This is a genomic window from uncultured Aquimarina sp. (assembly GCF_947500065.1).
Classification (GTDB): domain Bacteria; phylum Bacteroidota; class Bacteroidia; order Flavobacteriales; family Flavobacteriaceae; genus Aquimarina.
The window spans coordinates 109243-123819 of record NZ_CANMQT010000010.1; the positions used below are offsets into that span (position 1 = coordinate 109243).

General features: G+C 32.3%; 7 protein-coding genes. 1 reads left to right on the forward strand and 6 read right to left on the reverse strand.

Annotated elements, in window-relative coordinates; all coding sequences use genetic code 11:
- Positions 1 to 34 precede the first annotated feature (34 nt).
- From Q0975_RS22815 to Q0975_RS22825, 3 genes are all read right to left on the reverse strand, one after another.
- Positions 35 to 1726: a helix-turn-helix domain-containing protein gene (locus tag Q0975_RS22815; RefSeq protein WP_299441189.1), complete on the reverse strand. Its 1692-nt coding sequence runs from the start codon at positions 1724 to 1726 to the stop codon at positions 35 to 37.
- Positions 1727 to 2033: 307 nt separating this feature from the next.
- Entirely contained in the window at positions 2034 to 3572 is a 1539-nt protein-coding gene (locus Q0975_RS22820; RefSeq protein WP_299441192.1) for a YifB family Mg chelatase-like AAA ATPase, read from the reverse strand.
- A gap of 664 nt (positions 3573 to 4236) precedes the next feature.
- Positions 4237 to 5568, reverse strand: coding sequence for an aspartate kinase (locus tag Q0975_RS22825; RefSeq protein ID WP_299441195.1), 1332 nt, complete (start codon positions 5566 to 5568; stop codon positions 4237 to 4239).
- A gap of 104 nt (positions 5569 to 5672) precedes the next feature.
- Here Q0975_RS22825 and Q0975_RS22830 point away from each other — a divergent pair, with 104 nt between their 5' ends.
- Entirely contained in the window at positions 5673 to 6317 is a 645-nt protein-coding gene (locus Q0975_RS22830) for a hypothetical protein (protein WP_299441198.1), read from the forward strand.
- A 61-nt stretch (positions 6318 to 6378) separates the two neighbouring features.
- On the opposite strand, the gene Q0975_RS22835 is transcribed toward Q0975_RS22830, so the two are convergent.
- From Q0975_RS22835 to Q0975_RS22845, 3 genes are all read right to left on the reverse strand, one after another.
- Entirely contained in the window at positions 6379 to 13149 is a 6771-nt protein-coding gene (locus Q0975_RS22835) for a reprolysin-like metallopeptidase (protein ID WP_299441201.1), read from the reverse strand.
- Between the two features lie 488 nt (positions 13150 to 13637).
- A complete protein-coding gene (locus Q0975_RS22840) occupies positions 13638 to 14093 on the reverse strand; it encodes an RES family NAD+ phosphorylase (protein WP_299441204.1) in 456 nt (151 codons plus the stop codon).
- The gene (locus tag Q0975_RS22845) at positions 14093 to 14545 is read right to left on the reverse strand and encodes an antitoxin Xre/MbcA/ParS toxin-binding domain-containing protein (RefSeq protein WP_299441207.1); all 453 of its coding nucleotides are present in this window, start codon (positions 14543 to 14545) and stop codon (positions 14093 to 14095) included. Before Q0975_RS22845 ends, Q0975_RS22840 begins: the two co-directional genes overlap by 1 nt.
- Between the last annotated feature and the right edge of the window lie 32 nt (positions 14546 to 14577).

Genomic DNA, 14577 nt, shown 5'->3' on the forward strand with positions numbered 1-14577 from the left:
TTGTTCATATTTATAAATTTAAACGGCTAACCCTCTACGCCACCTCTAATTTGTTAATATAATATGCTGGATTTACTCCTGTTTTACTTTTAAATACTTTTATAAATGTAGTGTGACTTTTGTACCCTAGTTCTTTGGCAACAGCTCTAATCGTATACGATCTAAAAACAGAATCATCTCTAAGTTTCAACAATGCATAATTTACTCTTAGTTCATTGATATACTGGTTAAATGATTGTTTCCTTGTTTCGTTTAAAGCTTTGGACAAATACGAGGTATTAGTACCTAGAAGTTTTGCTGTAGAGTATAAATTGCAATCTTCAGACAAATAAAAATGTGTAGCTTCTATTTCCTGAAGTTGATTCAAAATTTTTCTTGCTTTTTTATCTTCAATTTCCAAATTAGCAACCGGTACTTTAGGTTTAGCAATAGATTCTTTTCGTTGTATATCTTCTATTATAGAAAGAAACTTTTGCTCTCTCATTTTTATTTTTCTTCTATATCCAATAAGCACAGATAATAATATAACCAGCAATAAAATAGAAATGATAAGAATTATCTTTTTACTCGCGGCAGTTTTTGTTTTTTCGGTTTCAAGTTTTGCATTCTCTAGTTGATAATCTTTTAAATCATCTTCGTACAAAATATCCTTAGCTTTTAGTTGTTTATCACTTTTATATTGAATTGTTTTCTGTAATTTATCGTAATAAAGTATTTGCTGTTCTTTATCATTTGTTGCTTTTGAGATTGCTATGGCTAATTGATACATATCTTCAATTTTATCAGTTTCTTTGCGATCACCGATAAGGTCAAAATTTTCATTCAGCATGGAAATAGCTTCTTCATATTCCTCTAATTGAAAATAACATCTAGCGATATAATAATTTGCAATATGGAGATTGGTTTGTTGTCCTCCAGTTATGTTATTAAGAATATCTTTGCCTTCTTTAAGAAAGCCTAATGCCTTATGATATTCTTGTTTTTTATAATATATATCACCATAATTGATATAGAAATAGCTTTTATATTCTAACAAATTATTTTTTTCTGATAATTCAACGCCTAGATTATAGGTTTCTATTGCTTGATTCAGATCATTCAATTCTGTTAGACATTTTCCTTTTCCCAATAAGGAACTCAAATAAGTTTCTTGATACTGTATAAAATTATCATCTTGTTCATTCTGTAATGTTTCTATAATCAAATCAAAACTAGCCAGTGCATCTTTATATCTCTTTAGTTTCATTCTAGAATTGGCGATGTTCGTAAGACATATAATTTCATAAGAAAAACTTCCAATTGCTTTAGAAAGTTCTTTTCCTCTGAGATATGGTTTCAGTGCATTATCATAAGCTCCAATCAAATAATATGCGCTACCTAATAGCACATTACTATCTATAATTCTACTGGTATCCTTCATTTTTTCTGCAACTTCTGTAGATATCAATGCATTCTTTATAGTTGCTACATAATTAGATCGGATATACTCGATATATGCTATTTGATAGCTAGACAGATATTGAATATTATAATCTTTTTCAACCTGTCCTCGTTCGAGAAATAGCTTACTATAAGCTATGGCTAATGCAGAATCTTTATCTTCTGATAATGTTTTAGAAATCAATTTATTTATTTCCTGAATAGAATCAGATTCTATTATAAAAGATTTTACTCTTTCAGGAATGATATTTTCTTGCAGAAAAGACGAATCTTTTTTCTGTGCCATCGATTTAAAAAAAAGTATAAAAAAAAATAACTTAATAAAATATCGAGTTTGAATTGGTTTATAAAAAAACATGACAAAACGTATATATTGATTAAACATTGATATTAGCGGTTATTCATAGATTTTAGCAATTACCCTTTCTTATTAAGACAATTATTATTTCATTTTGTTACAGAAAAACTTCATATAATTGAGGGAATTTTCAGTTAAAATAGGATTATTTAAAATTACTATAGTAAAGGTGAGTCGGGGAAAAACAATTTACCTCTATTTTATAAGAAAATTAAGAAAAACTATTGTTAAAAAGCTACCCCAACCAACCATCTCTATCTAAACTACGATATTGAATAGCCTCCGAAATATGATCTCCATGAATAGCAGTAACGCCTTCAAGATCTGCAATGGTTCGTGAAACCTTTAGAATTCTGTCATACGCTCTGGCGGAAAGATTTAAACGTTCCATAGCTGTTTTTAGTAAGTCTTTAGAGGTACTGTCTAATTCGCAATACACACGTAATTGTTTTACACCCATCTGAGCATTATAATGAATGTTTTTTAGTTCCAGAAAACGTTTAGTCTGGATATCTCTTGCTTTAATTACGCGCTTTCTTATTTCCACACTAGTTTCTCCTGTTCTTTCTTCACTTAATTTATCAAAAGGTACTGGAGTTACTTCTATGTGAATGTCGATTCGATCCAATAATGGTCCCGAAATCTTACTCAGATATCGCTGCATTTCTGCGGGAGAAGAAGTTACTGGCGCATCAGGGTCATTAAAATATCCACCGGGACTAGGATTCATGCTTGCTACTAACATAAAACTAGATGGATAAGTCACCGTAAATTTTGCTCTGGATATAGTTACTTCTCGATCCTCTAATGGTTGACGCATTACCTCTAGTACTTCTCGCTTAAATTCTGGGAGTTCGTCCAGAAACAAAACTCCGTTATGAGATAATGAGATTTCACCTGGTTGTGGATAACTACCTCCACCCACTAATGCTACATTGGATATCGTATGATGAGGACTGCGAAATGGGCGTTGCGCCATAAGCCCTACATTATCTTTGATTCTACCAACCACACTATGAATTTTGGTAGTTTCCAGAGCTTCTTGCAGAGACATCGGAGGTAAAATACTGGGTAACCGTTTACTAAGCATCGTTTTACCACTTCCTGGAGGTCCTACTAAAATGATATTATGTCCACCAGCAGCAGCAATCTCCATACATCTTTTTATACTTTCCTGTCCTTTTACATCTGCAAAATCAAACTCGGGATTGTCTAGCTCTTTAAAAAACTCTTCACGCGTATCGACAATCGTTTGTTCCAATGAGCCTTTTCCATCAAAAAAATCAATCACCTCTTTTATATTTTCTACACCATAAACTTGAAGGTTATCCACGATTGCCGCTTCTTTAGCATTTTGATTGGGTAATATAAAACCTTTAAACCCTTCTTCTCTTGCTTTGATAGCAATTGGCAAAGCTCCTCTTATTGGTTGAAGACTTCCATCGAGAGAAAGTTCTCCCATAATTAGATAATCCGAAATATTTTCTCCTTTTATCTGTGAACTGGCAGCCAGAATACCCAATGCTAATGTTAGGTCATAAGCAGACCCTTCTTTTCTAAGATCTGCAGGAGCCATATTAATAGTGATTTTCTTACCTGGAAGTTTATAACCATTATTCTGCAATGCAGCTGCAATTCGAAAACTACTCTCTTTGATTGCATTATCCGGTAATCCGACTAAATGGTATCCTATTCCTTTATCTATATTTACTTCTACTGTGATTGTTGTAGCCTCAACACCAAAAACGGCACTTCCGAAGACTTTAATAAGCATATTCTCTATTTTGATTAAAGCGATAGCATTATTTCTCGTATACGCAATGCTATTGTCATTAGTATATGTTTGCTTATTAATATATGTTACCTCTAAATAGTTTGTTTTTTTTAAATAAATTTTAAAACTTAACTATACTACACGTATCATTAGGTCTACTATTTATCGTTTTAATAGTATAAATGAGTAAGAAAACAGAATAGGTTGATATTGTTGAATATGCAATATGGATTAGAAAGAACCCGATTCAATGGAAAGAAATTTTTAATTAAAAATATGTTAGTAGTGGGTGTAAAAAATGTTCGCGCAATTTTAAAACAAAAACCTATGAAACAAAAATTAACACCCTTTATGGGAGTAAAAAGAATTTAACAAATGTAATGGCTACTACCGAATAAAAAACAAATAAAACAATTTCCAGACGATATTTTTCTATAATTCTCTTGAGCATGACGTTGTTTGTGTTTCTAATTTATATATATAAAACAGTTAATTATCTTCATACCCTATATTACTTCAAAAAAAAATCCCAACCTGGTTAATTGTTGGGATTTAGTAAAACAATAATTTTAATAAAAAGTGGAGTTGTTACTGTCTTTGAGAATCAGTTAGAATTGTGCTAATTTCCTCTCCACTAAAGACTCATCATTACATAACAAACAATTTAAAGAACTGGTTCCTGATGAGTAAGGAACAATTTCTCATTTAAAAACCTAAGGGTTGGTATTTTGTCTTTTGTTTCTACAAGAATAGAAATATTATTATTACTTCCTCCGTAAGAAATCATTCTGACCGGGATATAATTTAAAATTTCAAAAAGCTTATGGGAGTTTTTATCATTAATTACGGATTCTCCTACAACACATATAATAGTATGATTTTGCTCTACTGTTACTTCTGCATATCCTTCTATCTCTTTTACAATTTCATCAATATACGTTGTGTCATCAATTGTCAAAGAAATGGCGATCTCAGAAGTAGTAATCATATCTATGGATGTATGATAGTTATCGAATACCTCAAAAATTCTTCTCAGATATCCGTGAGCCATCAACATCCTATTTGATTTAATTTTGATAGCAGTTATACCATCTTTTGCCGAAATCGCTTTCAAACCTTTTCTATAAGTCTTATTAGAGATTACTGTACCTGGAGCTTCTGGATCAAAGGTGTTTTTTAATAATACAGGAATATCTTTGTTTACAACTGGCGAAACTGTTTGAGGATGTAATATTTTTGCTCCAAAATAAGCTAACTCCGCAGCTTCATTATATGTAAGATGTGATATAGGATTTGTTCCCTCAACATATCTGGGATCGTTATTATGCAATCCGTTAATATCTGTCCATATCTGAATCTCGTGTGCGTTTAATGCTGCTCCAATTATAGTAGCAGTATAATCACTTCCTCCTCTTTTAAGTGTACTAATTTGATTTAAATGATCCTTACAAACAAATCCTTGAGTAATATATATATTGGCAGGATTAGTATTTATAATTTTAGTGAGTTTTTTAGAAACCTTAGCAATATTAGGGTTATCTGTATTATCTACATACATGAAATCTTTTGCACTAAGAAGCTTGTTCGAAACGTTTGTAGCATTCAAAAAACCGGAAAAAATATACGTTAGTAGTGTTTCCCCAAAAGTGAGTACCGTAGCGTTTAAAGCTTCGGAATACTCTTGATTCGACAATTCCAGCATCTCCGTGATCATAGATGATACGCCATCTTTAAGATCATTTCTTAGCGCTATATCATCAATTAATACATCAATAACGTCTAAATGTTTGCTTTCTAATTTATGTAAATTTCTAGTAATTGCTTCCGCATCCTTTAGCTTTATATATGCAACCAGTTTTACTAATTGATCCGTCACTCCCGACATTGCAGAACATACCACAATCTTTTGGCCATTATCACTAATAAGGATATCTTTTACTTTATGTAAATTTTCTACCGACCCGACAGACGTTCCTCCAAACTTTAAAATCTTCATTGCATTTTCTTTTTAACAATGCATAATTAGACAATAGTGAATAAAGAATAAATATTTTCATAAAAAAAGTATATATTTACACAAAATGTTAAATATCTAACAAAATGAAAACTATAACGGATTGTGTTCATAATATACTACGGCATCAGCCCTTTTTAGAAGATGCATTATCAAGAGATATCATTAATTTTAGTTCTCTTGCTACTGACTTATTACCTCAAGTAGAGAAAGAAATGCGAAAACCCGTAAAACCTGGTTCTATTGTTATGGCACTGCGTAGATATCATCCTAAAAGAATTAAACATTCTGAAAACCTTGGTAGTTTAGGAGATATTGTAGTAAGATCAGGAATTACTGAATACGCCTTTTTAAACTCTAATACGATTCTTACTAGTCAATCTAATTTATTAAATACTGTAAAGGATAAGACGAAAACTTATTTCACATATTCGAGCAATTTTCAAGAAAGTAATATACTAGTCTCCTCGTCTTTAAAAGAAATCGTAGAAGATCATTTCAAAAATGAAACCTGTATTTCAATTACGGATAGTTTATCCTCTATGTCCATTGCGCTGCCTGATGATAGTTCTAGATCTATTGGATTGTATTTTTATATCTTTAAACTCTTAGCATATGAAGGTATTCCGGTTTTTGAAATGATATCTACTTCTAATTATTTTACTTTATTTTTAGAAAAAGAGTATGTAAACGACGCTTTTTTATTAATGAATGAAATTAAAGAAAATTAAAAAAAAGCCTACAAAGTAAAAACTTTATAGGCTTTTTAAACACTTATAAATTATTATTATTTTACTCTATAATTATTCTTTTTGTTACAACTCCTTTATCAGAAATTATCCTAGCAAGATAGATTCCAGCTTGTGCATTATTAAGAGAGATTTGTTTTTGTTCATTAAAACCTGACAAAGTTTCTTCGTACACAATTTTACCAGTAATATCATATATCAATAGCTTCTCTAAATTATTTTGTCCTTTATAATTCAATACAAAACTTCCTTTATTAGGATTTGGAAATAACAATACCTCATTACTTACTATTTCTTCTTCTTCTGTAGAAAGCGTATTTTCTATAATAAGAGAGACATTATCAATCATTGCTTTAGCTGGTCCTGTGCTAGAATCTGGAATATAAGCGCTAAATCTCAAAATAATCTCTTGTCCACTATAGCTAAGTATTTCATTTAATATATCTTGACTAAAAGATAAATCAATACTACCGATCTGAGGATTTATGCCAAATGATTGTTCCTCTATGGATCTAATAAAATTATTTGAAGAATCATATAAATCAACATTTAATGTTCTTTCGGCTGTTGCAGTTCCATAGGTAACATCATACTCTGCTCTGAAATCAAAAGATATCACTGCCGATAATGAAGTAGACAAATTTGATGGGAGAGAAACTGTCTGCTCTAAAATATAAGTATCTCCGGCATTACCATCAAAACTAGTATAGGCTGCAAATTGTCCTTCGGAAGGGTTAACCTCGGGAACTATCACACATACATTTGATGAATTATCTAAAACTGTAAAATTCATTCTACATCCCGAAGTATTTCCAGGTCCAATAGATCTCCACGATCCAAGGTCTCCACATTCAAAACTTCCGTTTTGGATATATTCATTTGGATTATCAGAAATCGTACTACAAGAAGTTCTAAAATTATATGGACCAGTCCAAGTACTAGTATCATTATTACCACAATTTGCTTTTATATAAACATCGTATGTAGCAGTAGATTCAAGATTTTCTAGTTCAATAGTATTTGTATTAGATCGTAAAGAATCTCCACTCCCTTGTACAAAACCACTTATACCATATTCTAACTCCCAAAACAATTCATTTCCTCCATTTGCATTCCATCCTAAATCGGCGCTATTACTTGTAACTCCATTGATCACAAAACCAGTTGGAACTGGACATGAAACCTGGGTTCTGAAGTTAAATGGTCCTCTAACATCACTATATCCTCCTGCATCACAGATAGTCTTTATATAAACATCATAAGAAGTGTCTGAAGAAAGTTCTATCAAGGTATATGGACTAGAAGATGCCGTCACTGTTGTTCCAGATCCTTGGTTAAAACCTATTGCACCATATTCTATTTCCCAATTTGAATCCAATCCCGATGCAGTCCAAGATAAATCAGCTTCATTAGAAAGTATATTAGAAACAAAAACATTTACAGGTGCATCACAATTTGGTTTTGGTTCGCAAATTACACGTGCATCCCAACCTGAATAAGTAACACTACCATCGGATCTAAAAACAAAAGTAAGTGATCCTGATTCATGGTTTGAAACTATTTCTCCAGGTGAATTACTCCCAGTAAAAGAACCTAAAAAAGGAGATGACGTATCGGGCCCATCATAAACCGAAAGTGAATCACAACAACCTTCTAAAAGAAAGGAATCGAACACCACTCTTATTCTATCTTGTGAATTTTGAGGAGAAACGACTGTTGTTTCATTTTCATTATTTGAATAATCTCCATTAACTCCACCTGAATCATAAAAACGATCTCCCGAACAAAAATCAGCCTGAGTTTTTAAAGAAACTGGACCTATCCAATCACTAAAACCATTAACCTCACAATTAGATCTAAGATAGACATCATATTTTGTATTTGAACTAAGATTCGTAATAGTCTCTGGGTTATCGATCGTGTCGATTATAGTTCCACTACCTAGTCCAAAACCTTCTTCACCGTATTGAATCTGCCAACTCGTTTCGCTATTTCCAACTAACCAAGATACTGTAGCTGAATCCGTAGTTACACTAGTAACCAATAAAGAATTAGGATTAAAGCAAGAAGGTAATTCATCAACTTTAACATCATCTATTAAAATATAATTATATTCTGAACTATTGATATTTTCCAAAATACCGAATCTAATTTTTATATCATCGGTAATAGTATAAGATGAAATATCATAATAATAATCTTTCCACCCCAATGTAGGTTCTTCAAAAGTCAATAGTGTATTCCAATTGAGGCCATCAAAAAACTCTACGGTAAGTGTATTGTAATTTTCATTACTTATAGAATTACTATACAATGAAAATTGAATTGATGGTATATTCAATGCAGATACATCTATAAATGGAGAAATTAGATATTCAGGATCCTGAATATTATTAAAATTATTATACTTCCATGTATAATTTGTTTCTGCCCCAGTAGTTCTATCAGGGATTTGAGCCTGAATATTACTATCAAAATAAAGACCATAGTTCCAATTAACATCACCTTGTTCTTGCCAACAAATTGGTCTTCCAAAAGAAGCGTAGTTTTCGATAAATGGTGCCGTGTATGGATCACAATCAGTAGTAAAAATTATCGGTCCAATAAAATCGCTATTATCACCTGTAGCACTATCACATATTGCTCTTAAATATAACTCATAAGTCGTTGTCGGTTCTAAACCTGTTATTTCATAGGGATTTACAGTAACCACTTCATTAATAGCGGTTGCAGGTGTGAATCCTTGGAGACCATATTGCAATTCCCAACTTAATTCCATATCCGATGCAATCCAAGATAATACTGCTGATCTACCTTTAACTTCTAAAACTTCTAGTTGATAAGGGTTTTGACAGGATGGCATTTCATCAATCTTAATCTCATCTATCAAAACATCGTTATATTCAGAATTACCTGTACTATTTTCTGTCACTGTAAATCTAACCTGTATAGGTCCAGAGATTATATAATTCTCTATATTTATTGCGATATCTCTCCAACCTCCCGTATTTTCTTGTAATTCTAAAATAGTATTCCAATTAATACCGTCATAAAAATCAACTTGTAATGAGTTATAGGTATTATCAATGGTGTTCTTGCTAAATACAGAAAACTGGACAGATGGTATTGTTAATGCAGAAATATCTATAAGCGGAGTAGTTAGTATAGATATTTGGTTCTCTCCATTTGGAGCAGAACCATCTATCCAAGCATAATTTGTATTTCCTTGAACGTTACGATCTCCTGCTTGAGAAGCATCATAACTAGCAGAAAGGCTATAATTCCAAGCACCAATTCCAGATTCTAACCAACATTGTGGGGTGCTAAACGCATCAAAACTTTCACTAAATGGAGCTTGCGTAATATCACAAAGCGTTTGAAATGTTATAGGTCCAACCTTATCACTAACTCCTCCAATAGCACAATTCCCTCTTATATATACATCATAAGTAGTTATTGGATCTAATTGATCAATACTATAATTTACTTGACTATTACTAACAACTACAGTTCCTGTACCTTCTTCAAATCCTTGCAAACCATACTCCAAATCCCAAGAAGAAGATTGGTTGTCCGTACTCCAGCTCAAAGTTACAGAATCGCTATTTACAGTATTCACAACAAAATCATATGGTACATCACAATTAGGTTTTGGTTCGCAAATTACGCGAGCATCCCAACCTGAATATGTAACGCTGCCATCAGAAGTGAAAACAAAGGTAAGACTTCCTGAAATATCCGATGAAACAAAGGCACTTGCAATAGAAGCACCTGTAAACCCTCCTCCTTGATGAAGTGCTGGATAACTATCATTTGGTCCATCATAAACTCGTAAAGAATCAAATCCTGACTCTAAACTAAAAGCATCAAACACAACTCTAACTCTATCCGCAGAATTGCTAGGGCTTATAACCGTGGTAATATTCTCATTATTTGTATAATTACCATCAACTCCTCCAGAATCATAAAAATGATCTCCTGCACAAAAATCCTGAGTAGTTGCAACAGATACAGGTCCCAAAGAAGTACTGATTCCTCCAACCAAACATGTAGACCGAAGATAAAAATCATAGTCTGTTGATGAGTCTAATCCTGGTATCTGATAAGGTACAGAAGTAACAGTAATTACATTCCCATTGCCTAACTCAAAACCAGAAAAGCCATACTCTATTTCCCACTCCGTTGAGTTTACATCTGTCCAATCAAGCTCTACATAAGAAGGTCCATTAGCAATGGATCGAAAATTTTCTGGACTTGAACACTGTGTTGTAAATGAATTATTAATTGAAAACTCACTTATGCCACAAGGATTATTGCTTCTAACTCTCCAAAAATAGGAACTATCATACCCTAAAAGTTCCGCAGTATAATTACTTTCTGTAACAATTGCTGATTCAATAATGTCTAAAAAATTACTATCGGTCGCAATTTGAATTTCATATGTATCACTATTAACATCATTAGACCATTCAAAAAGTGAATCAATACCAAATCCTATTTCATTATTAGTAGGAGAAATCAGCGTAGATGGCACTATTGTATTACTGAATATTTCAAGATTTACAGTTGCTTCTTTTTCAATACCAAAATTTGAATTTCCTTTAATGGATAGTTCATAAAATCCCACGGCAAGATTTTCGGTTCCCGTAATCCTTGCCTCTATAGAAGTTCCATTTACATGAGAACCACTTATAGAAGATGGAGTAAAATTTACTTGAGTTCCAAACGGAAGGTTCTCCGCGCTAAACGTAACTTCTTCATTAAAATCTAAAAACGTTCTATACTCTATATTGTAAATAGCATCATCAGATTGACAAACCGCTACTGTAGTTGTTGTAGGGGCAATTATAAATTCTGACGTTTGGATAGTAAAATCAATACTATTTACAGCAAAGAAAATATTATCAGAAGCTTTTACCATAATTCTAGCAGTAGTTGTTCCATCTACATTTGGTAAACTAAAAGTCTCTGAACCATCATTCACTATATCATCTTGTATTGTATAAGGATAGGTATATCCTCCATCAACAGAAAGCAAAATATCAACATTACCTGCATTTACTGGAGTCAGATTTGTATTTGCTACATCCCAATTAACCGTTACTTCTTCTCCAACATTCCAAACTTCTGCTGTGTTTTGGGATGTTACCATAAATGGTCCAGAATTTCCATCAACTGTTACTAATATACCATCTGTATTGGTTTGTCCTCCTTGCGGTATATTATCTCTAACAGTTAATTCAAATCGCATAGTACGACTAACTGATGGCAGTACTTCCCAAGTTGGAGTAAGATTACCATTTAGCACATCCGTTAATTGAGGTAGATATCTTTTTGCTGAACCCGATGGGAGCTTAGATCTAAATAATGGACCATTAACCCAAGTAGCTTGCGGAAAACTTGAAGAAAAAGGATCTTCTGGATTATTTTGTTCCCAACAATATGATAAACTTTCTTCTCCATCAATATCCGTAGCAGATCCTTCTAATACAAATGGAGTAGATCCAGGAATTGTATAATCATTACCTGCGTCTACAACAGGTGCTGTATTTCCTGTTGGTATTATTTCTGCACAATTACTATTATCTATAGTCCATATAGCTACATCTCTTATATCGACAAAATTGAAATAATCATCTGGAGTGTTTTGTACATCAGGTGAACAAATACCTGCATATCCCATTATAGAACTTCCACTACCAGGTTCTACTTCACTATTAACCCCACTTCGACAATTGGAACTACTCTGTACATGATATCCTCCAAACTGGTGTCCAAACTCATGAGCAACAATTAAATTAAAATTGTCAGAAGAGGGATCTCTATGCGTTGTAAAAGCACTTCCTTTAGAACCATCAGTACAAACGCAAGCAATACATCCTGCATTACCATAAACAGCGTTTTCAAAATGAAATAAATGTCCTACATCATATGCTGCAGAACCTATAGAAGGATCTGTATCTATAGAACTTTGTAATTGCCCATTTAAATTACCTCCGGTAGTATATGGATCTGATGAAGGATCCAGAAATATTAATGAATCATTCTCCGGAATAATTTGCATCGTAACACCAAAATCTCTTTCAAAAATACCATTCACCCTATTAATCGATGAAACCATAGCGGTCATAACTTTAATCCTTCTTTCTATGTCATCTATTTCTGTTCCATCTAAAAAGAATTGAGAATAATCTCCGCTTACAGATAATGCTAAACGATATCTCCTTAGATTACCATCATTAGCATTTTTTTCATTTCCAAAAGTTTGAACACCTATTGCTTTTGATAGTTCTTCTGTTTGGCAATCAAATAAAGAGTCCGAAATTTCGGCTTTTGCATTATATAGTATATGAGATGTCTTATTTATTGGTTTTATAATCAAAGTGTTCTTTCCTGGACTTATTATACTTCCATTTAGACCAACTACTGGGCAATAACTAAATCGAATAACCTCTTTAGGGTTCTCAATTGAAAACCCAACAAATGTTCTAATTTGAGGATATTTAACAGCAAGTTTAGGATGCATAACCTCTGTTTCAGAAATGGTATAATTGGTATAACCCTCTTTATCATTCGGAAAACTCATGACTAAATCTCCTTCGTTATAAAAAACGTTAGAATAAATTTGATCGAGTACATTATCCACTGTATTACTGTTAATATCAAAAGCGGAGTATTGATTTTCAGAGGTAACTTTAATTTCAGAATCCGATTTAGCTGATTTTTCCCACCAAATATCCTGAGCATTTAATTGAGTACTCAAGGCTAAAAAAAAGAATATTCTAATAAAAGTTGGTAACGTAATTTTACTCATAAATTGTGCGGTTTAAAATGAATTGGTTTTAAAAAATTTAAAAAAATGGATATTTAATAATGTGTAAAGATTTCCCCTTGTTTTCTCTTGGTTATTTCATGAAATTCAATTCGCTTTTTAGAAATAACTATAACCTAAAAACATTATAAATATCTAACAATAATCTTTGACAAATGTGATCACTCTATGAATGATCATCATATTATTTATTTAAAAAACGATTGTGTATAGGAGTGAAAATTTCGGCGCGAATATACACGAATATTTTTATACTCATACCTTTTTTTCAAGTTGCTTATATAGATGTATTAATTAAAAAACTGATCTATAAAAACCTATGATCTATACCATTGTCCAATTGTTAAAACACGAATTATTGAACAGCATTAATCGTTTACTTATTTAGTGTATAAAACAGGAAAAATGTTACCCCTAAAAGAGTGATATTTTTAATAATTGTACGTTTGAAGACGGTAAATTGAAAAAAATTACTTTAATAAGCGCGTATCAAAACTAAAAGGTTCTATCTCGATTAACTTAACCAAATTAAAATCTGGATGTAGAGGATTAACAAGAAGGTTTTGTTCTCTAGGTACAATAATACTGGGGACTTTTAATCCTAAGTACTTATTTTCAGATATCCAATTCATAGCAAAATGCTGAATACCTGTTGATGGAGGGATTTTATTCCAATCCTTAGGTAATTCTTTAATATCTATTGATGTGGTCAATTCATCTGGCAGTTCTATAGTGGCAATTGCCATGTCATCAGGAAAATATGCGGCAGGTAAGTGAGCTAGCACTTCTAGAACAGAAAGAGCAGCTGTTGTGCTTGTATATAGTACTGCAACTCCTTTGGGATTCCATCTACCTCCAACAGTTTTCGCTCCAATACCAGTTAAGTCTTTTATATACTTTTGTTTAGCAATTCTATATACTAGCATTATGCAAAAATTCCGTGCTCAATACGAATTAATTCTTCATTTAATAATTGAAATCCAAATGTAGTATCAAGAAGTTCTTTTGGCTTTTTTGTAGCTAATGCAATATTAGGATATTCCATCCATCGTTTAAAACGATCTAAATCACCAAAAATATTCTCTCCTCTAGAATAAAGCTTAGCCAATTGCAGTGCTTTTGCACTTGCCTCAGTACTCAATTTTTTATTTAATTCATAACGCTGTATCGTGCGTTCAGACAAATGCAATACATGTGCTAATTCAGTTAAATCAAAATCGATCGTTTTAGCAAGGTGTAGTAATGCTCTTTTATCTATCCCATTCCGAGATAATTCTATAAAATCATAAACATTATGTAAAGGAATATCAATATTAAGATACCTTAACAAACCTTTACTCTCTAAACCATCATAATCTAATGGGGTTACTGCGCTCATAATACAAAGGAATTTCTTGTGACAAAAGTACA